Origin of the sequence: Streptomyces sp. BK022, assembly GCF_004217355.1 — a bacterium.
Classification (GTDB): Bacteria; Actinomycetota; Actinomycetes; order Streptomycetales; family Streptomycetaceae; genus Streptomyces; species Streptomyces griseoluteus.
Genome location: NZ_SHKU01000002.1, coordinates 112,777 through 139,366 on the forward strand (window position 1 = coordinate 112,777; position 26,590 = coordinate 139,366).

The window sequence follows — 26,590 nt, forward strand, 5'->3', positions numbered from 1 at the left end:
CCCGATGGAGCCAGCGTCCGTCACGGAGGAGGAGGCCGCGCCCGCCATCGCCACGCGCGGCCTCACCAAGCGGTACCGGGGCGGACAGCTCGCCGTGGACGGTCTGGACCTGACCGTCCCGGCGGGCAGCGTCTTCGGCTTCCTCGGCCCCAACGGCTCCGGCAAGACCACCACCATCCGCATGCTGATGGGCCTGATCGATCCGACCTCGGGCACCGCGCACGTCCTGGGCCGCCCCATGCCGGGCGCCACCCGTGCGGTCCTGCCCGAGGTCGGCGCCCTCATCGAGGGCCCCGCGCTCTACGGCTTCCTCTCCGGCCGGGACAACCTGCTGCGCTACGACGCCGCCGACCCGGCCGCCGACCCCCGTACCCGGCGCGCCCGCACCGCCGCCGCGCTGGAGCGGGTGGGGCTCGCCACGGCCGGGGGCAAGAAGGCGAGGGCGTACTCGCTCGGCATGAAGCAGCGCCTCGGACTGGCCGCCGCCCTGCTCCGGCCGCGCCGCCTGCTCGTGCTGGACGAGCCGACCAACGGGCTCGACCCGCAGGGCATGCGCGAGATCCGCGGCCTGATCCGGGAACTGGCCGCCGACGGCACCACCGTCTTCCTCTCCTCCCACCTCCTCGACGAGATCGAGCAGGTCTGCACGCACGCGGCGGTGATGACCCGCGGCCGGCTCGTGGTCCAGGGCGCGGTGGCCGACCTGTCCGCCGGGGCGCGCGGCCGGCTCGCCGTGACCACCCCGGACGCGGCGGACGCGGCCCGCGTGCTCAAGGAGCAGGGCGTCACCGACCTCACCGTGGCCGGCGGGACGGTCACCGGGGAACCGCCCGACCGCGACCTCGCCGAGGTGAACGCCGCCCTGGTCGCGGCGGGCGTGCGGGTACGGGGGTTCACGCTCGAACGGGCCTCGCTGGAGGACGCGTTCGTGGCACTGACCGGAGAGGGCTTCGATGTCGCGGGCTGAGACCACGTTTCCCCCTGCCCCCCGGCCGCTGTGGACCTTCGGGTTGCTGCGCAGCGAGCTGGTCACCACTCTGCGCCGCTGGCGCACCCTGGTGCTGCTCGCGGTGCTGGCGGCCGTACCGGTACTGATCGGGATCGCGGTGCGGGTCGAGACCGGGGGCGGCGGTGACCCGGAGCGGGGCGGCGGTGGCCCCGCCTTCATCGCGCAGGTCACCAACAACGGGCTGTTCCTGGTCTTCACCGCGCTCGCGGCGACCCTGCCGTTCTTCCTGCCGATGGCGGTCGGGGTGATCGCGGGGGACGCGGTGGCGGGGGAGGCGGGCGCGGGCACGCTGCGCTATCTGCTGGTCGCCCCGGCGGGGCGCACCCGGCTGCTGCTGACCAAGTACGCGACCGTCCTGGCCTTCTGCCTGCTGGCCACCCTGGTGGTCGCGGGCTCCGCGCTGGTCGTGGGCGCGCTGCTGTTCCCGCTGGGGGAGGTCACCACGATCTCCGGTACGCGGATCGGGTTCGGCGACGGGCTGCTCCGGGCGCTGCTGATCGCCCTCGCCGTGGCGGCCTCGCTGGCCGGGGTGGCGGCGCTCGGACTGTTCGTGTCGACGCTGACCAACAGCGGGATCGCGGCGATGGCGACCACGGTGGGGCTGCTGATCACCGTGCAGATCCTCGACCAGATCCCGCAGCTCCACGCGATCCAGCCATACCTGTTCTCGCACTACTGGCTGTCCTTCGCGGACCTCCTGCGCGACCCGGTCCTCTGGGACGACCTCCGCCGCAACCTGGTCCTCCAGGGGGTCTACGCGGCGGTGTTCGGCACGGCGGCGTGGGCGCGGTTCACGGCGAAGGACATCACGGCCTAGCTGTTCGGTTCAGGCGCCGGGGAAGCGGGCGAACGGGGGCTCGCCGGCGAAGAAGGTCTTCGCGCGGGCCAGGGCATCGGTGTCGTGGCGTACGTCGCCCGGCCCGCTGCCGTTGCCGAGCAGCACCCCGCCGAAGCGCATCCCCAGGTACGCGGCGGAGTTGTTCAGGCTCCCGATCAGGGGCTGTGCCACCGAGGAGTCCTGGGCCGCGAGCGCGGTCACGCCCCACAGGGTCCGGCCGGCCATCGCCTCCTTGAAGCCGGCCTCGGGGATGCGGAGCCAGCCCGACCAGTGGTCCAGGTAACGCTTGGTGAGGCTGGAGAGGGAGTACCAGTACAGCGGCGAGGCGATCACCACGTCCGTCGCGGCGAGGGTGGCGTCCAGCAGCGTCCCGGCGGGGGTGCCGGGGGCGGGGCGTACGTGGTCGCTGTCGTGCCGGAGGTCCTCCGCCTCGGGCAGCGGCAGCCCGGCCAGCCTGATCCACTCCTGCTCCACCCCCTCCGGCAACTGCTCGGCGGCGGCACGGGCCAGGAACTCGGTGTTGCCCTGAGTGCGGGCACTGCCCAGGACGAAGAGGAATCTACGGCGCATGAGGACCCCCGGGACGAGAGAAGTTAAATCCGCATGCATCTTATGCACATGCAAGTACTGCGCGGAAGGGCGGCTGGTGCGAGGCTGTGACGTCGCGGTGACGCGCGGAGGCACCGTGGGCGGCGAGACTGGACACTGGAGGCGTACGACCGGGCGTGGCGCCGGGGGGAATGAGGGAAAAGGGATGTCTCGACTCAGCTTCGAGAAGCGGCGCGCGGACCGTCCGGTCCAGGTGCGCGTCTCGGCCACCGGCACGGCGTCGGTCGCCGGTACCCCGGTCCTCCGGGCCCCGGACGAGGACATCCACGACGCGGTCCTCAACCACCTCCGCGATGTGGCCACGTCCCACGGCGCCCCGATACGGGCCACCATCCACGACGACGCGGCGGGATGCCTGGTCCCCCTGGAGGTCTCGCCGGACGGGACGACGCGGATGACGGGCGAGCCGACCAGGCTGCCTGCCGCACCGGGGACGGTGCAGCCGCCCCGGGGGGTGTTCGGGCCGCCGCCGGTGATGGGGGGTGCGGGGGAGAAGCCCCTGCCGGAGCGGAAGCCTCGGACGGCCTCCGGCACCGTCAACTTCCGTAAGGTCAAGCCCGGTTCGGGAGCCAAGGCCGCCCCTGTCCCGGGTCCGGAATGGGGCCTCGGTGCCAAGCCGGCTCCCGGCCCGGGTCCCGAGATGGGCCTCGGTGCCAAGCCGGCTCCCGGCCCCGGCCCCAAGCTGGGCCTCGGTGCCGAGCCCGCCTCCGGTCCGGGGCCCGAACTCGTCCTCGGTCCCAAGCCGGCCCCCGAAGCCGAGCCCGAGCCCGTCCCGCCGAGCCGGTTCGACGCCATCGCGGAGGAGATGCTCGCGGAGGTGCCGGTGGGGGAGACGGCGGACGGGGCCGAGGTGTGGACGTCCGCGCTGGCGCGCGTCGGGGACGCCGTTCGGGACGGAGAGGTCGAGCGGGCGGCCGAGCTGGCGAGCCGGGCGGTGGCGAAGGCGTCCGGCGCGCTGGGACCCCGGCACCCCGAGGTGCTGCACCTGCGCGAACTCTGCGCTTACATCGCGTACTTGACCGGCGATCCAACCCGCGCCTTCGACCTCTCGCTGGACCTGGCCCGTAAGCGCGCCGAGTCGGGCGACCCGGCGGCGGCCTACGGCAACGTACGCAGCGCGGCGACCGCGTGGCGCGTGGTGGGCGACGCGGAGCAGGCCCTCCGTATGGGGCGCGAACTCATCGACGTATGGACCGCGTTGGCCGCGAAGCCGGGCCCCGCCGCGTCCGACCCCCGCCCCCTGGAGTCGGCCCACACCCGCATGGGCCGCCTGACGGCCCGCGCGGCGGCAGCCGAGGCGTGAGGCCGGCTCAGCCGCAGCTCTCCCCGACCCGTACCACCCCGAGCACGACCGGGTAGTCGGTGATCTGCTGGTTCGGTCCCGGCCGGGTCTCGCAGATCTTCCACTCGGCCGGATCGTCCACCGAACGCCCCTTGCCGCTCACGTCCTTGAAGGTCACCTCGGTGTCGGGGCCCATCTGCTCGGCCGCGCGGCCGGCGTTGCCACCGATGATGTCCATCATGGTGGCGGTGACGGGCTCAGGACGCGCACTCGCGGACGTGGCAGGGGCGGCCGTAGGGGCGGGGGCAGGCCGCGCCGCCCCCGCGCACGCGCTGACCGAGGCCAGCAGAGCGACCACGACGAGGGGCCCGGGGAACTGTCTTTTCGTCATGCCCCTGTCTACTACTGCACGCAGAACTCGTTCCCCTCGGGGTCTTCCAGTACGGTCCACGTCCCCGCGGGCTCATTCACCTCGCGCAGCACGGCGGCCCCCAGCGCGGTGAGCCGCGCCACCTCCCCGGCCCTCCGCTCCGGCCCGGCGTGCAGATCGAGATGCAGCCGGTTCTTGCCGCTCTTGGCCTCCGGCACCCGCTGGAAAAGCACCCGCCGCCCCAGCCCGGTCCCCGTCTCGGAGTCGTACGGGTCATCGGGATGCCGCACCGCCACCAGATCCCGGAACGCCGGCCGCCCGTGATACTCCACGATGGCCTCCCCGGCCAACGCCCCGACCGCCAACAGCCGCTCGATCAGCGCACTGTTGTCCTCCGGCTCGTAGTGCAACGCGGCCCCCCAGAAGTCCGCCTGCGCATGCGGGTCGACCGCGTCGACCACAACCTTCCAGTGCAGCGGCTCGGGCTGCGAAGAAGAGGTCACCATGGAGCCCTTTATATGGCTGAAGCCCGCCACACATGGCGAGTTACGGCACCTCCGCGCGGACCGGAGCAGAATCGCCGCGACATGGCTCCACTTCTCCGGCGAACGGTGACCGAATCATGCCGATCACTCCCGAACACATCCGCGCGACGGTGAGCGAGTATCTCGCCGCGCATCCCGCCGAGAAGGCCGCGCTGTCCGGCGTGCTGAAAGGGCTGGACCGAGGTGACGACCTCACCGGCCGCGGTACCGGTCCCCTGCATGTTACGGCGGGGGCGGTGCTGGTCGACGGCTGCGGCGACGTGCTGTTCGTCCGGCACAACATCTTCCGTAAGTACCTCCTGCCCGGCGGGCACCTGGAGGCCGAGGACGAATCCCTGATGGATGCCGCCTCGCGCGAGCTCCGGGAGGAGACGGGCATCGCGGCGGGCGTCGCGCCCCTGTCGCCCCGGCCCGTGCACATCGACGTGCACGACATCCCCGCGAACGACGCCGAGGGCGAACCCGCACACCAGCACGCGGACGTGCGCTACCTGTTCAGGACGGCGGGCCCCGTCGAGGTGACGTTGCAGGAGGAGGAGGTGAGCGGGTGGGAGTGGCGCAGCCCGGACACCCTCGCCGACGCGACGTTGCGGCGGCGGGTGCTCACCGCGATCCGTACCTCAAGCTGACCGGTACACCCCATCAGGGCTCTCCCCCGCCCAGGCCGCGTACTCCTCGAAGCCCAGGTTGCCCAGGCTCAGGTTGGCGTGGATGTCGGGGACGCCGGCCGGGGTGGTGCGGAAGGTGGGGCCGGACTCGGTCAGGCGGGCGTGGTCCTCGGCGTCCTCGCAGTCCTCGCGGGTCAGGGTGGTGACCGCGAGGAGGGCGGGCGGACGGGAGTGCGTCGTGGTGGTGTCCGCGAGGAAGACGACGCTCAGGTCCTCGGCGTCGCGGGTCGCCGTCAGGACGCGGTCGACGGTCGCCCCGGACCAGGAGGGGTCGTCGACGACGTGGACGTGCGGGGGCAGCGTCGCCGCCAGGGCCCGCCACGCCCGCTCGTCGGTGTAGTCGGTCCGGATGACCACCGCGTCGAACTCCCCCCGCGTGGCCAACCCCTCAGACATCGACCGCCTCCACCGCGGCCGCGGCCGGATCGGTCCGGCGGGACATCGCCACCACCCGCGCCCGCCGTGCGGAGCGCATCGCGTCCCAGGTGAGCAGGACCAGCGCCAGCCAGACCAGGGCGAAGCCGGCCCAGCGCTCGGGGGGCATGGCCTCGTGGAAGTAGAGGATGCCGAGGAGGAACTGGAAGACGGGGGCCAGGTACTGGAGGAGGCCGAGGGTGGAGAGGGGGACCCGGATGGCGGCGGCGCCGAAGCAGACCAGGGGGAGGGCCGTGACGATGCCGGTGGAGGCGAGGAGGGTCGCGTGGGCGGGGCCCTCCGTGGCGAAGGTGAGGTCGCCATGGGTGCTGAGCCAGACCAGGTAGGCGAGGGCGGGGAGGAACTGGATGGCCGTTTCGGCGGCCAGGGACTCCACGCCGCCCAGGTTGACCTTCTTCTTTACCAGGCCGTACGTCGCGAAGCTCACCGCCAGGCAGAGGGAGATCCACGGGGGCCGGCCGTAGCCCACGGCCAAGACGACGACGGCCGCGAGGCCGACGCCCACCGCCGCCCACTGCGTCGGCCGCAGCCGTTCCTTCAGCAGCAGCACGCCCAGCGCGATCGTCATCAGCGGGTTGATGAAGTACCCGAGCGACGCCTCCACCACGTGACCCGAGTTCACAGCCCAGATGTAGACGCCCCAGTTCACCGTGATGACAGCGGCGGCCACCGCGATCAGCGCGAGCCGCCGCGGCTGGCGCAACAGCTCGCCCGCCCACGCCCACCGCCGGGTGAACACCAGCGCCACGGCGACGAAGACCAGGGACCACACCATCCGGTGGGCCAGGATCTCCATGGCCCCGGCCGGCTTCAGCAGCGGCCAGAAGAGGGGAACCATCCCCCACATCCCGTACGCCGCGATGCCGTTCAGCAGCCCTATCCGGTGTTCACCCTTGGACGTCCCGACCACGGGGTCCTCCTTCTCGCAATCCGCCACGCGAGGACGAAGGTAACGCCGCCCCACCCCGCCTGTCATGCCCGTATCGCCATACGGTCATGACCGGACGGAGGGTGGGTTGGGGGCGCCCGCCCGGCGAACCCGCTCAGCCGGCCTGCGCCGCCTTCAGCCCCTCCTCCACCGCCACGGCCAGCGGCGTCGTCGGCCGCCCGATCAGCCGGGACAGCTCCCCGCCCGGCACCACCAGCTCGTCCCGCGCGATCGACGCGTCCACCCCGACCAGCATCTCCGCGAACGCGTCCGGCAGCCCCGCGCCGGTCAGGATGCCCTTGAGGGTCTCCCCGGACACGGACCGGTAGCTGATCGTCCGCCCCGTCCGCGCGCTCAGCTCGGCCGCGTACTCCGCGAAGCCCCACGCCACGTCGCCGCCCAGCTCGTACGTGGTGTTCTCGTGGCCCTCGCCGGTCAGCACGGCGACCGCCGCGGCGGCGTAGTCGGCACGCGCGGCGGAGGAGACACGGCCCTCGCCCGCGGCCGTCACCACCGCGTCGTGGGCCAGCACGGGTGCCAGGTTCTCCGTGTAGTTCTCGTGGTACCAGCCGTTGCGCAGCAGCGAGTACGGCAGCCCGGAGGCGAGCACCGCCTCCTCGGTCGCCCGGTGGTCGTCGGCCAGCGTCGCGGTCAGGGTGCCCGGCGCGCTGGTGTACGCGAGCAGCGCCACCCCCGCCGCCTTCGCCGCGTCGATGACGACCTGGTGCTGGGCCACCCGGCCCTTGTCGAACTCGTTGCCCGAGATCAGCAGCACCTTGTCGCCGGCCGAGAAGAGGCCGTCGAAGGTCTCGGGGACGTTGTAGTCGGCGACAGCCAGCCGCACACCGCGCTCGGCGAACCCGGCGCCCTTGGCCTTGTCCCGCACGACCGCGGTGATCTCCTCGGCCGGGACCCGCTCCAGCAACTGGGCGATCACATGGCGGCCGAGGTGTCCGGTGGCTCCGGTGACGACGATGCTCATGGGGTTACTCCTAGGGGGAAGACCGGGGTTATGTCGCTAACCCTAGGGAGGGCGCTAACCAAAAGACAGTACCCACTTTCAAGTAAGGTACTGCCATGAAGGTAAGCAACAAGGCCGGCGAGGCCCTGTGCCCGCAGCGGCTGGTGCTGGAGCATGTGACGAGCCGCTGGGGCACCCTCGTCCTCATCGAGCTGCTGGACCGCTCCTACCGGTTCGGGGAGCTGCGGCGGGCGGTCGGCCGCTGGGGCGGGCGCGAGGTCAGCGAGAAGATGCTCACCCAGACGCTCCAGACCCTGGAGCGCGACGGCCTCGTCCACCGGGACGCCAAGCCGGTCATCCCGCCCCGCGTCGACTACTCGCTCACCGACCTGGGCCGCGAGGCCGCCGAGCAGGTCAGGGCGCTGGCCGGGTGGACCGAGGACCGCCTGGAGCAGGTGGAGAAGGCCCGCCGCGCATACGACGAGGTCCGGGAGACGCGCTCCCGGACCTCGTAGGACGCCGCCACGCGCAAACGTCAGCCGACGACCGTCCAGGTGTCCCCGCCCGCCAGCAGCGTGCCCAGATCGCCCTTGCCCTGCTGCTCGATCGCGGTGTCCAGCTGCTCGGACATCAGGCTGTCGTAGACCGGCCGGTCCACCGCCCGGAACACCCCGATCGGGGTGTGGTGCAGGGTGTCCGGGTCGGCCAGCCGGGACAGCGCGAACGCCGTGGTGGGGGAGGCGGCGTGCGCGTCGTGGACCAGCAGGTCCGCCTCGTTGTCCGGGGTCACGGTGACCACCGCCAGCTCACCGGTCCGGTCCCGTACGACACCCCGCGAGCCGTCCGCGCCGAACCGCACCGGCTGACCGTGCTCCAGCCGGATCAGCGCCTCCTCGGCCCGCTGCTTGTCCTTGAGGGCGTCGAAGGCACCGTCGTTGAAGATGTTGCAGTTCTGGTAGATCTCGATCAGCGCGGTGCCGGGGTGGTCGGCGGCCGCCCGCAGCACCTCGGTCAGGTGCTTGCGGTCGGAGTCGATGGTCCGGGCGACGAACGACGCCTCCGCGCCGAGCGCCAGCGACACCGGGTTGAACGGCGCGTCCAGCGACCCCATCGGCGTGGACTTGGTGATCTTGCCGAGTTCGGAGGTCGGCGAGTACTGGCCCTTGGTGAGGCCGTAGATCCGGTTGTTGAACAGCAGGATCTTCAGGTTCACATTGCGGCGCAGCGCGTGGATCAGATGGTTGCCGCCGATGGACAGGGCGTCGCCGTCACCGGTGACCACCCACACCGACAGGTCCCGCCGCGAGGACGCGAGCCCGGTGGCGATGGCCGGGGCGCGACCGTGGATGGAGTGCATCCCGTAGGTGTTCAGGTAGTAGGGGAAGCGGGACGAGCAGCCGATGCCCGAGACGAAGACGATGTTCTCCCGGGCCAGCCCCAGCTCCGGCATGAACCCCTGCACGGCCGCGAGGATCGCGTAGTCACCGCAGCCGGGGCACCAGCGGACCTCCTGGTCGGACTTGAAGTCCTTCATCGACTGCTTGCCCTCGGCCTTGGGGACAAGCTGGAGCAGCTCGCGTGCGGAGTCAGTCATCGATGGCCTCCTTGAGCGCGGTGGCGAGCTGTTCCGCCTTGAACGGCATGCCGTTGACCTGGTTGAACGAGCGGGCGTCGACCAGGTACTTCGCCCGGATCAGCAGGGCGAGCTGCCCGAGGTTCATCTCCGGGACCACCACCTTGTCGTACCCCTTCAGGACCTCGCCGAGGTTCGCCGGGAAGGGGTTGAGGTGGCGAAGGTGCGCCTGGGCGATGGACTCGCCGGCCGTGCGCAGCCGCCGTACCGCCGCCGTGACCGGGCCGTACGTCGAACCCCAGCCGAGCACCAGCGTCCGGGCGCCTTCGGGATCGTCGACCTCGATGTCGGGGACGTCGATGCCGTCGATCTTCGCCTGGCGGGTGCGGACCATCAGGTCGTGGTTGGCCGGGTCGTAGGAGATGTTGCCCGTGCCGTCCTGCTTCTCGATGCCGCCGATACGGTGCTCGAGCCCCGGTGTGCCCGGCACCGCCCAGGGGCGGGCCAGCGTGCGCGGGTCCCGTTTGTACGGCCAGAAGACCTCGGTGCCGTCCTCCAGCGTGTGGTTCGGGCCCTGCGCGAACCGCACCTGGAGATCGGGGAGTTCGTCGAGGTCGGGGATGCGCCACGGCTCGGAGCCGTTGGCCAGGTAGCCGTCGGAGAGCAGGAACACCGGGGTCCGGTAGGTCACCGCGATCCGGGCCGCCTCCAGCGCCGCCTCGAAGCAGTCGGCCGGGGTGCGCGGGGCCACCACCGGGACCGGCGCCTCACCGTTGCGCCCGTACATCGCCTGCAGCAGGTCGGCCTGCTCGGTCTTGGTCGGCAGACCCGTCGACGGGCCGCCGCGCTGGATGTCGATCACCAGCAGCGGCAGCTCCAGCGAGACCGCGAGCCCGATCGTCTCGCTCTTGAGCGCCACCCCCGGCCCCGACGTCGTCGTCACCGCGAGCGAACCGCCGAACGCCGCGCCCAGCGCCGCGCCGATGCCCGCGATCTCGTCCTCCGCCTGGAAGGTCCGCACACCGAAGTTCTTGTGCTTCGACAGCTCGTGCAGGATGTCGGAGGCCGGGGTGATCGGGTACGAGCCCAGGAACAGCGGGAGATCGGCCTGCCGGGAGGCGGCGATCAGCCCGTACGCCAGGGCCAGGTTGCCGGAGATGTTGCGGTAGACACCGGGCGGGAAGGCCCGCGCGGCCGGCGCCACCTCGTAGGAGACGGCGAAGTCCTCGGTCGTCTCGCCGAAGTTCCAGCCCGCGCGGAAGGCCGCCACGTTGGCCGCCGCGATGTCCGGCTTCTTGGCGAACTTGGTGGTCAGGAACTTCTCGGTGGCCTCGGTCGGCCGGTGGTACATCCAGCTCAGCAGCCCCAGCGCGAACATGTTCTTGCTGCGCTCGGCCTCCTTGCGGGAGAGGTCGAACTCCTTCAGCGCCTCCACCGTCAGCGTGGTCAGCGGTACCGGGTGCAGGTGATAACCATCGAGCGAGCCGTCGTCCAGCGGGGAGTCGGCGTACCCCACCTTCGCCAGCGCCCGCTTGGTGAACTCGTCCGTGTTGACGATGATCTCGGCGCCGCGCGGCAGGTCGCCGATGTTGGCCTTCAGGGCGGCGGGGTTCATGGCGACCAGTACGTTCGGCGCGTCGCCCGGGGTGAGGATGTCGTGGTCGGCGAAGTGGAGCTGGAAAGAGGAGACGCCGGGCAGGGTGCCGGCGGGCGCGCGGATCTCGGCGGGGAAGTTGGGAAGGGTGGAGAGGTCGTTGCCGAAGGACGCGGTCTCCGAGGTGAACCGGTCCCCGGTGAGCTGCATACCGTCACCGGAGTCCCCCGCGAACCGGATGATCACCCGGTTCAGGCGCCGTACGTCCTTCGCTCCGCCCGGTCTGCGCTGCTTGCCGGCGGCGTTCTCGTCGGCCTGCTCCGCCGGGCTGCTGACCTGACTGGTCACTGAACTGGACCTCCTTCGAGGCGGCCGTCCGGGGGCGGTCTTCCCCCGGACCAATCCCAGGGTCAACCCTACGTCGCTCAGGGTCGGCTTCCGAGGATCGCTTGGGTATCTCCCGTTATGTGGACTCGCCACACCGCCCAGTCTGGGTGCCGTCAGGAGTTCAGGTAGGTCAGCACCGCCAGAACACGCCGGTGGTCTCCGTCGCTCGGGGTGAGGCCCAGCTTCATGAAGATGTTGCCGACGTGCTTCTCCACCGCGCCGTCGCTCACCACGAGCTGCCGGGCCACCCCCGAGTTGGTCCGGCCCTCCGCCATCAGCCCCAGCACCTCCCGCTCGCGCGGGGTCAGCGCGGCCAGCACGTCCTGCTTGCGGCTGCGGCCCAGCAGCTGCGCCACCACCTCCGGGTCCAGTGCCGTACCGCCCTCGGCGACCCGCTCCACGGCGGCGACGAACTCGCGCACGTCCGCGACCCGGTCCTTGAGCAGATAGCCGACGCCCCGGCTGGAGCCGGCCAGCAGTTCGGTGGCGTAGCGCTCCTCCACGTACTGCGACAGCACCAGCACCCCGAGGTCCGGGTGCCGGCCGCGCAGCTCCACGGCGGCCCGCACCCCTTCGTCGGTGTGCGTCGGCGGCATCCGTACGTCCGCCACCACCACGTCCGGCAGCTCCTGCCGGCCGGCCAGCTCCGCGATGGTGGCGAGCAGCGCCTCCGCGTCGGCGACCCCGGCCACCACCTCGTGGCCGAGGTCGGTCAGCAGCCGGGTCAGCCCCTCTCTGAGCAGCACCGAGTCCTCGGCGATGACCACACGCACCTTGTTCTCCACGATTCCCCGAGCCCCCACACGCCTGCCGACAAGGAGGCCCAGCATTCCAGCTCCGTCAGGCGCGCCAGGGCAGTTCGGCGGTGATGAGGGTGGGTCCGCCGGGTGGGGAGTCGATGGTGAGGGTGCCGTCGACGGCGTCGAGGCGTTCGGCGAGTCCTGCGAGGCCGGTGCCGTGGGTGGGGTCGGCTCCGCCGGTTCCGTCGTCGTGGATCTGGAGGGTGAGGTGGTGGGGGGTGTGCCGGAGGTCGAGGGTGGCGGTGCGGGCGTGGCTGTGTTTGCTGATGTTCTGGAGGAGTTCGCTGGCGGTGTAGTAGGTGATGCCTTCGATGGCGGGTGCGGGTCGGGTGGGGAGGTCGACGGTGAGGGTGACGGGGACGGTGCAGCGGGTGGCGATGTGGGAGAGGGCTGCGTCGAGTCCTCGGTCGGTGAGGATGGCGGGGTGGATGCCTCGGGCGAGGTCGCGGAGTTCTTTGAGGGCGGTTTTGGCTTCGCCGTGGGCTTCTTCGACCATGCGGGCGGCTGTTTCGGGGTCGTGGTGGAGTTTTTCCTTGGCGAGTCCGAGTCCCATGGCGAGGTTGACCAGGCGTGCTTGTGCTCCGTCGTGGAGGTCGCGTTCGATACGGCGCAGGTCGGCGGCGGCGGTGTCGACGACGACACCCCGGTCCGACTCCAGCTCCTCCACGCGGGCCGTCAGCCGGGAGGGACCGAGCAGGCCGCGCACCAGCAGCCCGTCCACCGTGGTCAGGGCCCGCAGCAGCCACGGCGTGAGCAGCGTGAACACCAGCCCGACCAGCGCGGTCACGGTGATCTCGAAGGGGTTGTCCAGGTAGACGCTGTGGTGGTCGTCCCCGTAGAGCTGGATGCCGCCCTGCCCGGCCCACATCGGGAACACCCAGAACCACAGCGGGTACGTCAGCAGCGCCCAGCCGTACGTCCAGAAGCTGAGGGCCAGCGAGAAGGAGAGCACCGCCCACGGGAAGTGGACCAGCGCGTACACCAGATGCCGCCAGGACGAGCCGCTCTTGAGCACCGCGCCGAGCCAGGGCAGCAGCCCCGGCCCGCTGGGGTCCAGCGGCTCCGGCGCGGCCACCCGCACCTTCAGCAGCGCCCCGGCCCGCGCCCGCTCCAGCGCCCCGAAGCCCCGGCAGCCGACCAGGGCCAGCGCGAGGACCGGCACCCCGAGGAAGGTCACCAGCAGGCCGGCGCCGAGCGAGACCATCGTGACCGTCCAGACGAACAGGGCGACGGCCACCGGCAGTCCGGTCAGCGCGTAGCCCAGCTCCCGCCAGGTCCGCGCCGCCAGCGGCGCCCGCAGCGCGGCGGGGAGGCGGTGGCGGGCCGGCTCATCCCGGTAGGGCGTGTGGTGCGTGGCCATCGGTGGGGGTCCCCGTTCTCCTCGTCTGGGCTTGCCTGCTGAAGCCTGCTCGTCCGCACCTGGTGCGGACCATGGCGTGCGTCCCCGTCTCGACCAGGGGGTTTTCCCTACCGGCCGGCGCGGCGCTCGTCCTCCCGGTCCCGCCAGGGCAGTTCGGCGGTGATGAGGGTGGGTCCGCCGGGTGGGGAGTCGATGGTGAGGGTGCCGTCGACGGCGTCGAGGCGTTCGGCGAGTCCTGCGAGGCCGGTGCCGTGGGTGGGGTCGGCTCCGCCGGTTCCGTCGTCGTGGATCTGGAGGGTGAGGTGGTGGGGGGTGTGCCGGAGGTCGAGGGTGGCGGTGCGGGCGTGGCTGTGTTTGCTGATGTTCTGGAGGAGTTCGCTGGCGGTGTAGTAGGTGATGCCTTCGATGGCGGGTGCGGGTCGGGTGGGGAGGTCGACGGTGAGGGTGACGGGGACGGTGCAGCGGGTGGCGATGTGGGAGAGGGCTGCGTCGAGTCCTCGGTCGGTGAGGATGGCGGGGTGGATGCCTCGGGCGAGGTCGCGGAGTTCTTTGAGGGCGGTTTTGGCTTCGCCGTGGGCTTCTTCGACCATGCGGGCGGCTGTTTCGGGGTCGTGGTGGAGTTTTTCCTTGGCGAGTCCGAGTCCCATGGCGAGGTTGACCAGGCGTGCTTGTGCTCCGTCGTGGAGGTCGCGTTCGATACGGCGCAGGTCGGCGGCGGCGGTGTCGACGACGACACCCCGGTCCGACTCCAGCTCCGCTATCCGGCGCTCCAGCTCGTCCGACGGCGCCAGCAGGGCGCGGGCCAGCGCCCGGTCCACGTTCGCCAGTCCCCGCGCCAGATAGCCCAGCAGCGGCCACAGCACGAAGAGCGAGACCAGCACGGTGGTGAAGGTCAGCACGCCCCAGGGCAGCCGGATCAGGCAGTAGAGCAGGGACCGCCAGCCCACCGGGTCCCGCAGCGCCTGCCACAGCCGCCGCACCACCCCGCCGCCCCGCGCCGACGGCAGCGGCGACGGCTCCGGCACCCGCACCCCGAGCAGCCCGCGCACCCGCGCCCGCTCCAGCCGGCCCAGCAGCCGGGCGCCCAGCAGGGAGCCCGCCAGCAGCGGCAGCCCGAGTACCGTGACGGTGAGACCCCCGCTCACGGACAGCACGGTGACCGCGTACACGAAGCCCACCACCGCCAGCGGCAGGTTCAGCAGGAGATGCGCGATCTCCTTCCAGGTGTGCGCGTCGAAGGCGAGCCGGGCGGACGGCGGACGGCCGGGGTCGCCGGCCGGTCCGGCGGCGGGAGCGGGAGCGGTCATGGCGGCCAGCCTGCCGTGCCCGAAGGCCCGTACGCCATGCGGTGGACCGCCTTCCGGGCCCTGGGGAAAACCCCACCCCGGGCCTCGCAGCCCGTCACGGGCTGCTTACCGGCGCTTTATCAGGGCCTAGACTCCCGTGCGTACGCAAACCTCCGGCCGCGTCCGTCACAGGGCGCCCGGAGGTCACGGAGACACCCGGTCAGGGAGCGAGGGACGGACGGTGCGGGAGACGTTGGGGGTGACGACGGTCGCCGCGGGCGGCACCGCGTCGGACTACTTCGGGTCCTACTCGGTCGTGGGCCTGCTCGCTGTCGTCGGCGTGCTCTTCGTGGCGGCCGCCTTCGGCGCCGGCCGCCTGCTGCGGCCCGTGGTGCCCACCCCCGAGAAGCTCATGACCTACGAGTGCGGCGTCGACCCCGTCGGGGAGGGCTGGGCCCACACCCAGGTCCGGTACTACGTCTACGCCTTCCTGTACGTCATCTTCGCCGTCGACTCGATCTTCCTGTTCCCCTGGGCGACGGTCTTCGCCGCCCCCGGCTACGGCGCGGCCACCCTGGTGGAGATGTTCATCTTCCTGGGCTTCCTCGCCGTCGGCCTGCTGTACGCCTACAAGAAGGGCGTCCTGACATGGACGTGAACCCGGCCGCCCCCGAGCCGGTACTGCTGCCCGAGCCGAAGCGGCTGGGCGCGCTGGCCCGGCTCGCCCCCGAGCCGATGAAGGTCGTCCTCAACTGGGGCCGCCGCTACTCGCTCTGGGTCTTCAACTTCGGCCTCGCCTGCTGCGCGATCGAGTTCATCGCCGCGTCGATGGCCCGCCACGACTTCATCCGGCTCGGCGTCATCCCCTTCGCGCCGGGCCCCCGCCAGGCCGACCTGATGGTCGTCTCCGGCACGGTCACCGACAAGATGGCGCCCGCGGTGAAGCGGCTGTACGAGCAGATGCCCGAGCCGAAGTACGTCATCTCCTTCGGCGCCTGCTCCAACTGCGGCGGGCCCTACTGGGACTCCTACTCCGTCACCAAGGGCGTCGACCAGATCATCCCGGTCGACGTGTACGTGCCGGGCTGCCCGCCGCGCCCCGAGGCGCTGCTCCAGGGCATCCTCAAGCTCCAGGAGAAGATCGCCCGCGAGTCCCTGGCGGAGCGGTACGGCAAGGGGGGCGCGGCCCGGCCGTCCGCCGCCGCGCTCCAGAGCGGTCTGGTGCGTCCGCCGGCGGCTCCCGCCGCGGAGGGGACCGAGCGATGAGCTGGCTGCCCGCCCCCGTGGAGGAGCTCTTCGGCCCCGACGCCACCGCCGAGGAGTCGTACGACGTCCTCACCGTCGACGTGCCCCCCGCCGCGTGGCTCACCGCGCTCGAGACGGCTCGTACGACGCTGACCTGCACCTTTTTCGACTGGCTGAGCGCGGTCGACGAACCGGGAACCGGGTTCCGGGTCTCCGCCCACGTCGTCGCCCTGCACCCGGTCCGCCGCCTGCTGGTGCGCACGACCGTCCCGCACGAGGCGCCGGTGCTGCCGAGCGCCGTCGGCGTGTACGCGGGCGCCGCCTGGCACGAGCGGGAGACCCACGAGATGTTCGGGGTCGACTTCACGGGCCACCCCGCGCTGGACCACCTTCTCCTGCCGGAGAACTTCGAGGGCCACCCCCTCCGCAAGGACTTCGTCCTCGCCGCCCGCGTCGCCAAGGCGTGGCCGGGGGCGAAGGAGCCGGGCGAGTCGGAGCACGGCGGTCCCAAGCGGCGCCAGATGCTGCCGCCGGGTGTGCCCGACCCCAACGAGTGGGGCCCGCTGAAGGGCCAGCTGCCGCCGGCGCCGTCGCGTCCCGCACGGGGCGCGGCGGCTGGAGAGCGTCCGGCTCGGCGTACCCGGACCGCGGGGGAGCCGGGGAGTGACGCGGCGCAGGAGGCCGTGCGACCTCGGCGGGCCCGGAGCGCGAGTGAGGGGTCGGCGAGTCAGGGGGCTCCGGAGCCGGAGGGTGCCGCTGGGCCGCGCCGGATGCGGAGTGCCGGCGAGGACTCGGCCGGCCAGGGCACGGGCGAGCCGGGTGCCGGGGCTTCGCCTCGCCGGATGCGGAGTGCGAGTCAGGGGTCGGCGAGTCAGGGGGCTCCGGAGGGTGCCGAGGCCCCTGCCGAGACGCCGACCGAGGCGCCCAGGGGGCCGCGCAGATCGCGCAGCGCCTCGCAGGGATCGGCCTCGCAGCGCACCGGGGCACCCGAGCCCGCTGAGCCCTCGGTACCGGCAGAGCCGACCGCGCCTTCGAGCCCGACCGAGTCTTCGAGCCCGAGCGGGCCGAGCGGGTCGACCGGGCCTGCCGAGCCCGCAACGCCTGCCGAGCCCGCAACACCGGCCGAGCCGGCGCGGCGTCGCAGCGCCGACGCGCCCTGGCATCACGCCCGCCCGGCCTTCGAGGAGGCCGACGAGCCGCCGAAGACGCCCCCCGCTCCCGAGCCCGAACCCACCGACACCCCCGACGACCCCGCAGGAGGCGCGCAGTGAACGACGTGCTGGACGTCGCCCTGCGACTCGTCGTGGTGTTCGTGGTGTTCCTGACGTTCCCGCTGGTCATCGGGCAGACCGAGCACAAGGTGATGGCGCACATGCAGGGCCGCCTCGGTCCGATGTACGCGGGCGGCTTCCACGGCTGGGCCCAACTCGTGGCGGACGGGGTGAAGTTCGCGCAGAAGGAGGATGTGGTCCCGGCGGGAGCCGACCGCCGCGTCTTCCAACTGGCTCCTGCCGTAGCGCTGTTGCCGTACCTCCTCGTACTGCTCGCCATCCCGATCGGCCCGGGCGCCGGTGCCGTGGGCCAAGTGCTGGACGCCGGCATCTTCTTCGTGCTCGCGGTGATGGGCGTGGGCGTCCTCGGCTCGCTGATGGCGGGCTGGGCCAGCGCGAACAAGTTCTCCCTGCTCGGCGGCCTGCGCACCGCCGCCCAGTTGCTCGCCTACGAACTCCCGATGCTGCTCGCCGCCGCCTCCGTGGCGATGGCGGCCGGCACGGTCTCGCTGCCCGGCATCGTGACCGCCTTCCACTGGTGGTGGCTGCCCTGGCAGCTCACCGGCGCGGTGGTGTTCTTCGTGGCCGGACTGGCCGAACTGCAGCGGCCGCCGTTCGACATGCCGGTGGCCGACTCGGAGATCATCTTCGGCGCGTACACCGAGTACACCGGTCTGCGCTTCGCCCTGTTCCTGCTCGCGGAGTACGCGGGGATCGTCGTCCTGTGCGGTCTGACCACCGTGCTGTTCCTGGGCGGCTGGCACGGCCCCTGGGGCGCCGACGGGCTCGGCTGGGTGTGGACCCTGGTGAAGACCGCGATCCTGGCCTTCCTGGTGATCTGGCTCCGCGTCACCTACCCCCGGCTGCGCGAGGACCAGCTCCAGAAGCTCTCCTGGACCGTCCTCGTCCCGCTCGCCCTCGCCCAGATCGCCCTCACCGGCGTCGTCAAGGTGGTGACCGCCTGATGTCCCCCGTACTCGGCTCCGGCCTGGCCAAGGGCCTCGCCGTCACCCTCCGCACGATGACGAGGAAGACCGTCACCGAGCGCTACCCGGACGTCCAGCCCGACCTTCCGCCCCGCACGCGCGGGGTGATCGGCCTGTTCGAGGAGAACTGCACGGTCTGCATGCTCTGCGCCCGTGAGTGCCCCGACTGGTGCATCTACATCGACTCCCACAAGGAGACCGTCCCGGCCGCCACCCCCGGCGGCCGCGAGCGCAGCCGGAACGTCCTCGACCGGTTCGCCATCGACTTCTCCCTCTGCATGTACTGCGGCATCTGCATCGAGGTCTGCCCCTTCGACGCGCTGTTCTGGTCCCCGGAGTTCGAGTACGCCGAGACCGACATCCGCGAACTGACCCACGAGCGCGACAAGCTCCGCGAGTGGATGTGGACCGTCCCGGCCCCGCCCGCGCTGGACCCGCACGCGGAGGAGCCGAAGGAGATCGCGGCCGCCCGCAAGAGCGCCGACAAACTGGCCGCCGCCCAGGCGGCCGAGCAGGCCCAGGCGGCCGAGCAGGCCGGCCAGGACCCGGACCAGGAGGGAGAGCAGTGAGTCTCGCCGCCACCGCCCCGCACGGCTTCCTGTCCCCGACCGGCGTCGAGATCGCCTTCCTCCTCGTCGGCCTGGTCACCCTCGGCGCCGCGCTGGTCACCGTCACCACCCGCCAGCTGGTGCACGCCGCCCTGTGGCTGGTCGTCACCCTCGGCGGCCTGGCCGTCGAATACCTCCTGCTCACCGCCGAGTTCATCGCCTGGGTGCAGGTCCTCATCTACGTCGGCTCCGTCGTCGTCCTCCTCCTCTTCGGGCTGATGCTCACCCGGGCCCCCATCGGCCGCTCCCCGGACGCCGATTCGGGCAACCGGCTGCCCGCGCTGGTCGTCGCCGCGGGCTCGGCGGGCGCCCTGGTCTGGGTGGTGGCGGACGCGTTCCGCGCCACCTGGATCGACCTGGACGGCCCGGCCGCGGGCACCACCCGGGTCACCGGCGAGAGTCTCTTCCGGCACTGGGTCCTGCCTTTCGAGGCGCTGTCCGTCCTGCTCCTCGCGGCGCTGGTCGGCGCGATCGTGCTGTCCCGCAAGACCAAGGCCGAGCAGGCCGCCGGCACCCCGAGCCCGGCCAGGACCCCCGGCGACAAGGAAGGCGTCCGCTGATGCACCTCGCCTACCCCGCCGTACTCGCCGCCCTCCTCTTCTGCACCGGCCTCTACGGGGTCCTCGCCCGCCGCAACGCCATCCTGGTCCTGATGTCGGTCGAGCTGATGCTCAACGCCGTCAACCTCAACCTCGTCGCCTTCGACGTCTGGCTCAGCCGGGCCGCGCAGGACACCCTGCACTCCGGCCAGGCGCTGACCCTGTTCACCATCGCCATCGCGGCAGCCGAGATCGGCATCGGCCTGGCGATCGTCCTCGCCGTCCACCGAGACCGGGGCACCGCCGACATCGACAGGCTCCGCGACACCGCCGAGACCCCCGGCGACGACCCCGACCACCCCGACGCCTCCGGGACCGAGAAGGCTGAGGCCACCGCGTGACCACCACCACCCTCGCCGCGCTCGTCCCCCTCCTGCCCTTCCTCGGCGCCGCCGCCGGACTCCTGCTGGGCCGCACCGCGCCCGGCTTCGTCCGCCCGCTCGCCGTGCTGCCGCCGCTGGCCTCGCTCGTGCTGGCCGCGCTGGTGGCGGCCCGCCAGGGCGGCGGCCGGGCCGTCGACGCGTACACCCTGCTGACACCCACCGGGTCGGTCCCCGTCGACCTGGCGCTGCACATCGACGGCTTCGCCGCGCTCGTCGCGATCCTGGTGGCCTTCGTGGCGACCTGCGTGCAGATCTACTCCACCGGCTACCTGCGCGACGACCCCCGCTACCCCTCCTACGCGGCCCTCGTCTCCCTCTTCACCTCCGCGATGCTCCTCGTCGTCTACTCCGGCGACCTGATCGTGCTGCTGGTCGGCTGGGAAGTCATGGGCATCTGCTCCTACTTCCTGGTCGGCCACTACTGGGGCACCCCCGAGGCCCGCGCCGCCTCCCTCAAGGCGTTCCTGGTCACCAAGCTCGGTGACGTCCCGTTCCTGATCGGCCTGTTCGCGCTCGGCACCGACGCCGGGTCCTTCCGCATCACCCGCGTCCTCGACGCCGTGGCCGCCGGCGGACTCGGCCACCCCACCCTGATCGCCCTGCTGCTCCTCGCGGGCGTGGCGGGCAAGTCGGCGCAGTTCCCGCTGCACACCTGGCTCCCCGACGCGATGGCGGGTCCCACGCCGGTCTCCGCGCTGATCCACGCGGCCACGATGGTCGCCGCCGGTGTCTACTTCACCGCCCGCCTCCTCCCCGTGTTCGAGGCGTCCGCCGCCGCGATGACCGTCCTCGCGGTGATGGCCGCCGTCACCATGCTGGGCTCCGGCCTCGCCGCGCTCGCCCAGGACGACATCAAGCGCGTCCTCGCCTATTCGACGATCGGCCAGCTCGGCTACATGACCGGCGCCCTCGCCGTCGGCGACCGCGGTGCCGCCGTCTTCCACCTCCTCGCCCACGGCGCCTTCAAGGCGCTGCTGTTCCTCGCCGCCGGAGCCGTGATCCACGCCGCCGGCACCAACTCGCTGGCGGCCATGTCCCGGATGAGCCACCTGCGCGACCGGGTCCCGGACGCCTTCTGGACGATGACCGTGGCCCTGCTCGCCCTGGCCGCGATCCCGCCGTTCAGTGGGTTCTTCTCCAAGGAGTCCGTCCTCGGCGCCGCCGAGCGCCTCGCCACCGGCCACCCCGGCCCGGCACCGGGCGCCGCCGGCTGGATCGTGCTCGTCGCCGCGCTCGCCACGGCCCTGCTCGCCGCCGCCTATGCCACCCGGCTGTGGCTGCTGGCCTTCCGGGGCCGGGGCGCGGAGGCCCCGGACCACGGGCGCCAGCCGCTGACCATGACCGTGGTGCTCTGGGTGCTGGCCGTGCCCTCGCTGGCCTTCGGCGCGCTCGCCTACCGCACGCTGCCCGGCTGGTTCGACGGCCGGAGCCTCGCGCCCACCCTGCTCACCTCCCTCCTCGGCACCGGCCTCGCCGTGGTCGGCGGCCTGCTGGCCTACGGCGCCTGGCAGCGCGCCGCGGCCCGGGCGCCCCGGGTCCCGCTGGGTGCCGTCGCCGCCCACCCGGAGGGCGACGCGGGCCTGGCCGAGGCCGAGGCCATCGCCGCCCACGAACCGGCGTACGGCGACATCGCCGAGGCCCCCGACCCGGCCGACCCCGGCCGCCTGCTGCTCGGCCCGCTGTACGGGCCCGCCGCCGCGGGGTTCCACCTGGACGCCGTGTACTCGGCGCTCTTCGTCCGCCCGGTCCTGGGCGCGGCGAGCCTGGTGCGCTTCCTGGACCGCGAGGTCGTCGACACCTACGTACGCGGCGCCGCCGCCCTGCCCCGGCTGCTCGGCGCGGCCGTGCGGCGGGCGCAGACCGGCAATGTGCAGACCTATGTGAGCGCGCTGCTCGCCGGCACCGTCGTCCTGACGGTCGCCGTCCTCCTCGTCGCCTCGGGAGCGTGAGCGGGCGTGATCGGTATCAGCGAATCAGTGATGCAGTTCCTTCTGGCGTTCGTCGTCGCCGTGCCGATCCTCGGCGCGGCCGCCGCCCTGCTGCCGGCCCCGCCCGGACTGAAGGGCAGGTCCCCCGACCAGGCCGTGCTCCGGCACGGCGCGACCGTGACCGGCGTGGTCCTCATCGCCGCGATCGTCCTGGCGCTCGGCTTCGACCACGACCACCCCTCGAAGATGCAGGCCACGACCGACATCAGCTGGATTCCCGCACTCCACGTGCGCATCCACCTCGGCATCGACGGCATCTCCCTCCCCCTTCTCCTCCTGACCGCGCTGCTGACCTTCCTCTGCGCGCTCTACTCCTACTCCAAGCCGCCCGCGGGGCCCTCCCCGAAGGCGTTCACCGCCCTGGTCCTGCTGCTGGAAGGGGGCACCCTCGCCTCCTTCGCCGTGCTCGACCTCGTCCTCTTCTTCCTGGCCTTCGAGACCGTGCTGATCCCGATGTACTTCCTCATCGCCCGCTGGGGCGGCGAGGGCCGGACCCGGGCCGCGTGGAAGTTCATCCTGTACACGCTGCTCGGCTCCGTGATCATGCTGCTCGGCCTGCTGCTGATCGGGACCAAAGCGGGCACTTTCGACATGGTGGCACTCGCCACTGACAACGGCCGGTCGCTGACCACGTCCGTGCAGGTCATCGCCGTTCTGGCGATCGGGATCGGGCTCGCGGTGAAGGCGCCGATGTGGCCCCTGCACAGCTGGCTGCCGGACGCCCACACCGCCGCCCCGACCGTCGGCTCGGTGCTGCTCGCCGGCGTCCTGCTGAAGATGGGCACGTACGGGTTCGTCCGCATCCTGCTCCCGGTCGCACCCGACGGTTTCCGGGTCTTCGCCCCGTACCTCGCCGCGTTCGCCGTCGTCGGGATCATCTACGGGTCCCTGGCCTGCCTCTCCCTCGCCGGACGGGGCGCCAAGGGAGACCTCAAGCGGCTGATCGCGTACTCCTCGGTCGGCCACATGGGCTTCGTGCTGCTCGGCATCTCCACCATGACCCCGACCGGCGTCAACGGCGCGCTGTTCGCCAACATCGCCCACGGCCTCATCACCGGCCTGCTGTTCTTCCTGGTCGGCGCCCTGAAGGACCGCACCGGCAGCACCGACCTCGACACGCTGGCCGCGCACGGCGGGGCCGCCCTGTACGGCCGGGCCCCGCGGCTCGGCGGGCTGCTCGCCTTCGGCGCCGTCGCCTCGCTCGGGCTGCCCGGACTGGCCGGGTTCTGGGGCGAGATGCTCGCCCTGTTCGGCGCGTTCCAGCCCGCCGCCGGGCTCAGCCGGACCGCCTACCTGGTCTTCCTGGCGGTCGGAGCCTTCGGCACGCTGCTGACCGCCGCGTACCTGCTGGTCGTGGTCCGCCGCGTCTGCATGGGCGACCCGAAGCAGGACCTGCCCGAACTCGCCGACGTACGCGGCTACGAGTTCGCCGCCTGGACCCCGCTCGTCGTCCTCACCGTCCTCGCCGGACTCTGGCCGAGGGCCCTGCTCGGCCTCAGCGACCCGGCCGTGCAGCAGCTCCTCGCAGGAGGCACCCGATGAGCGCCCTGGCCCAGCCCACAGCGGGACACCTGGCCGCGCCGGCGGTCGACGCCCTGATCCAGTCCGTCGACTGGCTCGCCATCGCCCCGCCTGTCATCGTCGCCGTCACGGCCCTCGCTGTACTCGTCACCGACCTGTTCCTGCCCGAGAACCGGAAGCCGCTCCTGGGCTGGTTCTCCGTCGCCGGCCTGGCCGCCGCCGCGCTCATGCTGCTGCCGCTCCTGGACGGCGACCGCGCCACCTTCTGCCTGACCGGCTCCACGCGCGCGTGCAGCTACACCGCCGACCACTTCACGGTCGTCATCCAGTTCCTCGTCCTCGGCGGCGCCCTCCTCGCGGCCCTGCTGTCCGTGACCGGTGTCCAGGACGACCGGCGGCGCGTCCCGGCCGGGGAGTTCTGGTTCCTGCTGGTGTCCTCGGCGGCCGGTGCCGCCCTGCTCCCCGCCTCCCGCGACCTCGCCACCCTGATCGTCGCCCTGGAGGTCGCCTCCCTGCCCGCCTTCGCCCTGGTCGGCATCCGGCACGGTGAGGCACGGTCCGCCGAAGCGGCCCTGAAGTTCTTCCTCTCCTCGGTCACCGCCACCGCCGTCAGCCTGATGGGCGTCAGCTTCGTCTACGCCGCCACCGGCACCCTGCACCTCACCGAGATCGCCCGCCGCCTGCCCCAGACCGACGGCCAGCTCCACACCCTCGTCCAGACCGGGGTCGTCCTCACCCTGGTCGGCTTCGCCTTCAAGACCGCCGCCGTGCCCTTCCACTTCTGGGTCCCCGAGACCTACGTGGGCGCGCCACTCCCGGTCGCCGCCTACCTCTCGGTCGTCGGCAAGGCGGTCGGCTTCTCCGGCCTGATCCTCGTCACCGTGATCGCCTTCCCGTCGTACGCCGACGTCTGGGGCCCCGCCCTCGCCGTCCTGGCCGCACTCACCATGACCGCGGGCAACGCCGGTGCCCTCCGGCAGCGGGCCACGCGCGCGTACAGCGCCGTACGCCTCCTCGCCTGGTCCTCCATCGGCCAGGCCGGCTACCTCCTGGTCCCGATCGCCGCCGCCGGGTACACGCGGGACGGCCAGAAGGCGATCGGCTCCACCGTCGCCTACGCCCTGATGTACGCCGCCGTGAACCTCGGCGCCTTCGCGGTCGCCGCCCTGGTGGGCCGTACGCGGCCGGCCAACCGGATCGCCGACTACCGGGGCCTGTACGCCACCAACCCGGTCACCGCCGTCCTCCTGGCCTTCTTCCTGCTCTGCCTGGCCGGGCTCCCGCCGGGCGTGATCGGGCTGTTCGCCAAGGTCACGGTGTTCTCGGCGGCCGTGGACGCCGGGCTCGGCTGGCTCGCCGTGGTCATGGCGGTCAACGTGGTGATCGCGCTCTTCTACTACCTCCGGTGGACGGCCCTGCTGTTCCGCGCCCCCGAGGGCGAGCCCGTACGGCACCGCCTCCCCGCCCCGCTCACCGCCGCGCTCGCCCTCACGGCGTCCGTCGGCGTGGCCCTCTCGGGCGCGCCCCAGCTGGTGCTGCGCTTCGCCGCGACGACCCTCTTCTGACGGGCGCGGCGGACCCCGCTCACTCGTACGGGTGTCCGCGCCACCACGCCCACCTGGGAACTCGCGGCCGTCGCCTGGCGTTGTTCCGATCGGGAGGGTCCACTGGACCGAAGGGTTCCCGCGTCGCACGATCGGGAGGGTCAGGGTGCACCGCCGGCACAACGGGCTCAGGACCGCGGTACTCCTCGGGGCACTGTCGGCGATCATCATCGTCATCGGCAGCTTCTTCGGCCGCACGGGGCTGATCGTCGCCGTCCTGGTCGCGCTCGGCACGAACGCGTACGCGTACTGGAACAGCGACAAGCTGGCCCTGCGCGCGATGCGGGCGCGCCCGGTGAGCGAGTTCGAGGCGCCCGAGCTGTACCGGATCGTGCGCGAGCTGTCCACGCAGGCCCGCCAGCCCATGCCCCGGCTGTACATCTCGCCCACGGAGGCGCCCAACGCCTTCGCCACCGGCCGCAACCCGCGCCACGCGGCCGTCTGCTGCACCGAGGGCATCCTCCGCCTGCTCGACCCGCGCGAACTGCGCGGTGTCCTCGGCCATGAACTGAGCCATGTCTACAACCGGGACATCCTCATCTCGTCCGTGGCCGCCGCCCTCGCCTCGGTGATCATGTTCCTGGTCAACTTCGCGTGGCTGATCCCGGTCGGCCGCTCGGACGACGACGAGGGCCCGGGGCTGATCGGCATGCTGCTGACCATGCTGCTCGGCCCCGTTGCGGCCACTCTGATCCAGCTGGCCGTCAGCCGCTCCCGCGAGTACGAGGCGGACGCGTCCGGCGCCCAGCTCACCGGCGACCCGCTGGCCCTCGCTTCGGCGCTGCGCAAGCTGGAGAGCGGCACCCGGCAGCTCCCGCTGCCCCCGGAGCCGCGTATCGAGACCGCGAGCCACATGATGATCGCCAACCCGTTCCGGCCCGGTCAGGGACTGTCGCGGATGTTCTCCACGCACCCGCCCATGGCCGAGCGGATCGCCCGACTGGAGAAGATGGCAGGTCGCAACCGGTGAAGACCCTTCTGAACATCATCTGGCTCGTCCTGAGCGGCTTCTGGCTGTTCCTCGGCTACCTGCTCGCCGGCGTGCTGCTCTGCGTCACGATCATCGGCATCCCCTTCGGGATCGCCGCCTTCCGCATCGCCGTCTACGCCCTGTGGCCCTTCGGGTACACCACCGTCGAGCGCCGGGACGCGGGCGCGCCGTCGTGCGTCGGCAACGTGCTCTGGCTGGTGCTGGCGGGGTGGTGGCTGGCGCTGGCCCACATCACCACGGGCATCGCGCTGTGCCTGACGATCATCGGCATCCCGTTCGGCATCGCCAACTTCAAGCTGATCCCGGTCTCGCTGCTCCCGCTGGGCCGCGAGATCGTCCGCACGGACGAGCCGTTCGGCACGCGCGTCGCCTGAGGCAACCGGAACCAGCCCGCGCGGCGTCCTGGCAGGAGACAGGGCACACCGGCTTCTTACGGAGCGAGGGTGTGCGGACGCGGCGCGGAAGGGCAGGTTTCTGGCATGAGCATTCTCGGTTGGATCATCCTGGGCCTGCTGGCAGGAGCCATCGCCAAGCTGCTGCTGCCGGGCCGCGACCCGGGCGGCTTCCTCGGCACGACCCTGATCGGCATCGCGGGCGCGTTCCTCGGCGGCTGGATCTCGTCACGCTGGCTGGACCACCCGGTCTCGAAGCACTTCTACGACGGCGCCACGTGGGCGGCCGCGATCGGCGGCTCGCTGGTGCTGCTGATCCTTTACCGGGTGATCTTCGGCAACTCGCGCGACTGAGCC

Annotated in this window: 29 protein-coding genes; 18 read left to right on the top strand and 11 right to left on the bottom strand. The window is 72.2% G+C overall.

The window, feature by feature from the left end; all coding sequences use genetic code 11:
• Positions 1-4: 4 nt before the first annotated feature.
• Both EV284_RS06495 and EV284_RS06500 read left to right on the top strand, forming a co-directional pair.
• Complete coding sequence (locus EV284_RS06495) at positions 5-967, top strand: ABC transporter ATP-binding protein (RefSeq protein ID WP_130331325.1); 963 nt, start codon at positions 5-7, stop codon at positions 965-967.
• Positions 954-1,826 (top strand): ABC transporter permease, encoded by an 873-nt coding sequence (locus tag EV284_RS06500; protein WP_130331327.1) that lies wholly within the window; start codon positions 954-956, stop codon positions 1,824-1,826. Before EV284_RS06495 ends, EV284_RS06500 begins: the two co-directional genes overlap by 14 nt.
• Positions 1,827-1,835: 9 nt before the next feature.
• Here the strand turns inward: EV284_RS06500 and EV284_RS06505 are convergent, their stop codons facing one another.
• Positions 1,836-2,417: an NAD(P)H-dependent oxidoreductase gene (locus EV284_RS06505; RefSeq protein ID WP_130331329.1), complete on the bottom strand. Its 582-nt coding sequence runs from the start codon at positions 2,415-2,417 to the stop codon at positions 1,836-1,838.
• A gap of 184 nt (positions 2,418-2,601) precedes the next feature.
• Here EV284_RS06505 and EV284_RS06510 point away from each other — a divergent pair, with 184 nt between their 5' ends.
• Entirely contained in the window at positions 2,602-3,759 is a 1,158-nt protein-coding gene (locus tag EV284_RS06510) for a tetratricopeptide repeat protein (RefSeq protein WP_130331331.1), read from the top strand.
• A 7-nt stretch (positions 3,760-3,766) separates the two neighbouring features.
• On the opposite strand, the gene EV284_RS06515 is transcribed toward EV284_RS06510, so the two are convergent.
• Together EV284_RS06515 and EV284_RS06520 are read right to left on the bottom strand one after the other, a co-directional pair.
• Positions 3,767-4,129: a hypothetical protein gene (locus EV284_RS06515; protein ID WP_130331333.1), complete on the bottom strand. Its 363-nt coding sequence runs from the start codon at positions 4,127-4,129 to the stop codon at positions 3,767-3,769.
• A gap of 11 nt (positions 4,130-4,140) precedes the next feature.
• Positions 4,141-4,614, bottom strand: coding sequence for a VOC family protein (locus tag EV284_RS06520; RefSeq protein ID WP_130331335.1), 474 nt, complete (start codon positions 4,612-4,614; stop codon positions 4,141-4,143).
• Positions 4,615-4,730: 116 nt separating this feature from the next.
• On the opposite strand from EV284_RS06520, the gene EV284_RS06525 reads away from it, so the two are divergent.
• Positions 4,731-5,282: an NUDIX domain-containing protein gene (locus EV284_RS06525; RefSeq protein ID WP_130331337.1), complete on the top strand. Its 552-nt coding sequence runs from the start codon at positions 4,731-4,733 to the stop codon at positions 5,280-5,282.
• Here the strand turns inward: EV284_RS06525 and EV284_RS06530 are convergent.
• From EV284_RS06530 to EV284_RS06540, 3 genes are all read right to left on the bottom strand, one after another.
• Positions 5,274-5,717 carry a hypothetical protein gene (locus tag EV284_RS06530; RefSeq protein WP_130331339.1) on the bottom strand — a complete coding sequence of 148 codons (444 nt, stop codon included), beginning with the start codon at positions 5,715-5,717 and terminating at the stop codon, positions 5,274-5,276. The two genes, EV284_RS06525 and EV284_RS06530, sit on opposite strands and share 9 nt — an antisense overlap.
• Positions 5,710-6,666: an EamA family transporter RarD gene (rarD, locus tag EV284_RS06535; protein ID WP_130331341.1), complete on the bottom strand. Its 957-nt coding sequence runs from the start codon at positions 6,664-6,666 to the stop codon at positions 5,710-5,712. The genes EV284_RS06530 and rarD overlap by 8 nt, the downstream gene beginning before the upstream one ends.
• A gap of 133 nt (positions 6,667-6,799) precedes the next feature.
• Positions 6,800-7,666 (bottom strand): SDR family oxidoreductase, encoded by an 867-nt coding sequence (locus EV284_RS06540; protein WP_130331343.1) that lies wholly within the window; start codon positions 7,664-7,666, stop codon positions 6,800-6,802.
• Positions 7,667-7,761: 95 nt separating this feature from the next.
• Here EV284_RS06540 and EV284_RS06545 point away from each other — a divergent pair, with 95 nt between their 5' ends.
• Positions 7,762-8,160 carry a helix-turn-helix domain-containing protein gene (locus EV284_RS06545; RefSeq protein ID WP_130331345.1) on the top strand — a complete coding sequence of 133 codons (399 nt, stop codon included), beginning with the start codon at positions 7,762-7,764 and terminating at the stop codon, positions 8,158-8,160.
• A gap of 20 nt (positions 8,161-8,180) precedes the next feature.
• Here EV284_RS06545 and EV284_RS06550 read toward each other — a convergent pair whose 3' ends face one another.
• From EV284_RS06550 to EV284_RS06570, 5 genes are all read right to left on the bottom strand, one after another.
• Entirely contained in the window at positions 8,181-9,239 is a 1,059-nt protein-coding gene (locus tag EV284_RS06550; RefSeq protein ID WP_130331347.1) for a 2-oxoacid:ferredoxin oxidoreductase subunit beta, read from the bottom strand.
• The gene (locus EV284_RS06555; RefSeq protein ID WP_130331349.1) at positions 9,232-11,160 is read right to left on the bottom strand and encodes a 2-oxoacid:acceptor oxidoreductase subunit alpha; all 1,929 of its coding nucleotides are present in this window, start codon (positions 11,158-11,160) and stop codon (positions 9,232-9,234) included. Before EV284_RS06555 ends, EV284_RS06550 begins: the two co-directional genes overlap by 8 nt.
• Before the next feature lie 152 nt (positions 11,161-11,312).
• Positions 11,313-11,972 carry a response regulator transcription factor gene (locus tag EV284_RS06560; protein ID WP_278045819.1) on the bottom strand — a complete coding sequence of 220 codons (660 nt, stop codon included), beginning with the start codon at positions 11,970-11,972 and terminating at the stop codon, positions 11,313-11,315.
• Between the two features lie 67 nt (positions 11,973-12,039).
• A complete protein-coding gene (locus tag EV284_RS06565) occupies positions 12,040-13,359 on the bottom strand; it encodes a sensor histidine kinase (protein ID WP_130331351.1) in 1,320 nt (439 codons plus the stop codon).
• Between the two features lie 107 nt (positions 13,360-13,466).
• Entirely contained in the window at positions 13,467-14,666 is a 1,200-nt protein-coding gene (locus EV284_RS06570; protein ID WP_130331353.1) for a sensor histidine kinase, read from the bottom strand.
• Positions 14,667-14,886: 220 nt separating this feature from the next.
• Here EV284_RS06570 and EV284_RS06575 point away from each other — a divergent pair, with 220 nt between their 5' ends.
• The 13 genes from EV284_RS06575 (at position 14,887) to EV284_RS06635 (ending at position 26,587) form a co-directional block, all read left to right on the top strand.
• Positions 14,887-15,303, top strand: a complete 417-nt coding sequence (locus tag EV284_RS06575; RefSeq protein ID WP_051720453.1) for an NADH-quinone oxidoreductase subunit A — start codon at positions 14,887-14,889, stop codon at positions 15,301-15,303.
• On the top strand, positions 15,294-15,911 hold the full coding sequence (locus EV284_RS06580; RefSeq protein ID WP_130331355.1) for an NADH-quinone oxidoreductase subunit B: 618 nt from the start codon (positions 15,294-15,296) through the stop codon (positions 15,909-15,911). The genes EV284_RS06575 and EV284_RS06580 overlap by 10 nt, the downstream gene beginning before the upstream one ends.
• Positions 15,908-17,161, top strand: coding sequence for an NADH-quinone oxidoreductase subunit C (locus tag EV284_RS06585; protein WP_130331357.1), 1,254 nt, complete (start codon positions 15,908-15,910; stop codon positions 17,159-17,161). The genes EV284_RS06580 and EV284_RS06585 overlap by 4 nt, the downstream gene beginning before the upstream one ends.
• Positions 17,158-18,126, top strand: a complete 969-nt coding sequence (locus EV284_RS06590) for a complex I subunit 1 family protein (protein ID WP_130331359.1) — start codon at positions 17,158-17,160, stop codon at positions 18,124-18,126. The genes EV284_RS06585 and EV284_RS06590 overlap by 4 nt, the downstream gene beginning before the upstream one ends.
• The gene (locus tag EV284_RS06595) at positions 18,126-18,716 is read left to right on the top strand and encodes an NADH-quinone oxidoreductase subunit I (RefSeq protein ID WP_130331361.1); all 591 of its coding nucleotides are present in this window, start codon (positions 18,126-18,128) and stop codon (positions 18,714-18,716) included. Before EV284_RS06590 ends, EV284_RS06595 begins: the two co-directional genes overlap by 1 nt.
• On the top strand, positions 18,713-19,315 hold the full coding sequence (locus tag EV284_RS06600) for an NADH-quinone oxidoreductase subunit J (protein ID WP_130331363.1): 603 nt from the start codon (positions 18,713-18,715) through the stop codon (positions 19,313-19,315). Before EV284_RS06595 ends, EV284_RS06600 begins: the two co-directional genes overlap by 4 nt.
• Complete coding sequence (nuoK, locus tag EV284_RS06605; protein ID WP_130331365.1) at positions 19,315-19,695, top strand: NADH-quinone oxidoreductase subunit NuoK; 381 nt, start codon at positions 19,315-19,317, stop codon at positions 19,693-19,695. The genes EV284_RS06600 and nuoK overlap by 1 nt, the downstream gene beginning before the upstream one ends.
• A complete protein-coding gene (locus tag EV284_RS06610) occupies positions 19,692-21,686 on the top strand; it encodes an NADH-quinone oxidoreductase subunit L (protein ID WP_130331367.1) in 1,995 nt (664 codons plus the stop codon). Before nuoK ends, EV284_RS06610 begins: the two co-directional genes overlap by 4 nt.
• 6 nt (positions 21,687-21,692) lie before the next feature.
• A complete protein-coding gene (locus EV284_RS06615) occupies positions 21,693-23,267 on the top strand; it encodes an NADH-quinone oxidoreductase subunit M (protein WP_130331369.1) in 1,575 nt (524 codons plus the stop codon).
• A complete protein-coding gene (locus EV284_RS06620; RefSeq protein WP_130331371.1) occupies positions 23,264-24,811 on the top strand; it encodes an NADH-quinone oxidoreductase subunit N in 1,548 nt (515 codons plus the stop codon). Before EV284_RS06615 ends, EV284_RS06620 begins: the two co-directional genes overlap by 4 nt.
• A 145-nt stretch (positions 24,812-24,956) precedes the next feature.
• Entirely contained in the window at positions 24,957-25,820 is an 864-nt protein-coding gene (htpX, locus tag EV284_RS06625; RefSeq protein WP_130331373.1) for a zinc metalloprotease HtpX, read from the top strand.
• Positions 25,817-26,215 (top strand): YccF domain-containing protein, encoded by a 399-nt coding sequence (locus EV284_RS06630; RefSeq protein WP_031180891.1) that lies wholly within the window; start codon positions 25,817-25,819, stop codon positions 26,213-26,215. The genes htpX and EV284_RS06630 overlap by 4 nt, the downstream gene beginning before the upstream one ends.
• A gap of 105 nt (positions 26,216-26,320) precedes the next feature.
• Positions 26,321-26,587 (top strand): GlsB/YeaQ/YmgE family stress response membrane protein, encoded by a 267-nt coding sequence (locus EV284_RS06635; RefSeq protein WP_031180890.1) that lies wholly within the window; start codon positions 26,321-26,323, stop codon positions 26,585-26,587.
• Positions 26,588-26,590 lie beyond the last annotated feature (3 nt).

Bases quoted from the DNA above. Each gene is read 5' to 3' on its own strand.
- EV284_RS06495 (WP_130331325.1), top strand. From the start codon at position 5: ATGGAGCCAGCGTCCGTCACGGAGGAGGAGGCCGCGCCCGCCATCGCC.
- EV284_RS06500 (WP_130331327.1), top strand. From the start codon at position 954: ATGTCGCGGGCTGAGACCACGTTTCCCCCTGCCCCCCGGCCGCTGTGG.
- EV284_RS06505 (WP_130331329.1), bottom strand. From the start codon at position 2,417: ATGCGCCGTAGATTCCTCTTCGTCCTGGGCAGTGCCCGCACTCAGGGC.
- EV284_RS06510 (WP_130331331.1), top strand. From the start codon at position 2,602: ATGTCTCGACTCAGCTTCGAGAAGCGGCGCGCGGACCGTCCGGTCCAG.
- EV284_RS06515 (WP_130331333.1), bottom strand. From the start codon at position 4,129: ATGACGAAAAGACAGTTCCCCGGGCCCCTCGTCGTGGTCGCTCTGCTG.
- EV284_RS06520 (WP_130331335.1), bottom strand. From the start codon at position 4,614: ATGGTGACCTCTTCTTCGCAGCCCGAGCCGCTGCACTGGAAGGTTGTG.
- EV284_RS06525 (WP_130331337.1), top strand. From the start codon at position 4,731: ATGCCGATCACTCCCGAACACATCCGCGCGACGGTGAGCGAGTATCTC.
- EV284_RS06530 (WP_130331339.1), bottom strand. From the start codon at position 5,717: ATGTCTGAGGGGTTGGCCACGCGGGGGGAGTTCGACGCGGTGGTCATC.
- EV284_RS06540 (WP_130331343.1), bottom strand. From the start codon at position 7,666: ATGAGCATCGTCGTCACCGGAGCCACCGGACACCTCGGCCGCCATGTG.
- EV284_RS06545 (WP_130331345.1), top strand. From the start codon at position 7,762: ATGAAGGTAAGCAACAAGGCCGGCGAGGCCCTGTGCCCGCAGCGGCTG.
- EV284_RS06550 (WP_130331347.1), bottom strand. From the start codon at position 9,239: ATGACTGACTCCGCACGCGAGCTGCTCCAGCTTGTCCCCAAGGCCGAG.
- EV284_RS06565 (WP_130331351.1), bottom strand. From the start codon at position 13,359: ATGGCCACGCACCACACGCCCTACCGGGATGAGCCGGCCCGCCACCGC.
- EV284_RS06570 (WP_130331353.1), bottom strand. From the start codon at position 14,666: ATGACCGCTCCCGCTCCCGCCGCCGGACCGGCCGGCGACCCCGGCCGT.
- EV284_RS06580 (WP_130331355.1), top strand. From the start codon at position 15,294: ATGGACGTGAACCCGGCCGCCCCCGAGCCGGTACTGCTGCCCGAGCCG.
- EV284_RS06585 (WP_130331357.1), top strand. From the start codon at position 15,908: ATGAGCTGGCTGCCCGCCCCCGTGGAGGAGCTCTTCGGCCCCGACGCC.
- EV284_RS06595 (WP_130331361.1), top strand. From the start codon at position 18,126: ATGTCCCCCGTACTCGGCTCCGGCCTGGCCAAGGGCCTCGCCGTCACC.
- nuoK (WP_130331365.1), top strand. From the start codon at position 19,315: ATGCACCTCGCCTACCCCGCCGTACTCGCCGCCCTCCTCTTCTGCACC.
- EV284_RS06620 (WP_130331371.1), top strand. From the start codon at position 23,264: ATGAGCGCCCTGGCCCAGCCCACAGCGGGACACCTGGCCGCGCCGGCG.
- EV284_RS06635 (WP_031180890.1), top strand. From the start codon at position 26,321: ATGAGCATTCTCGGTTGGATCATCCTGGGCCTGCTGGCAGGAGCCATC.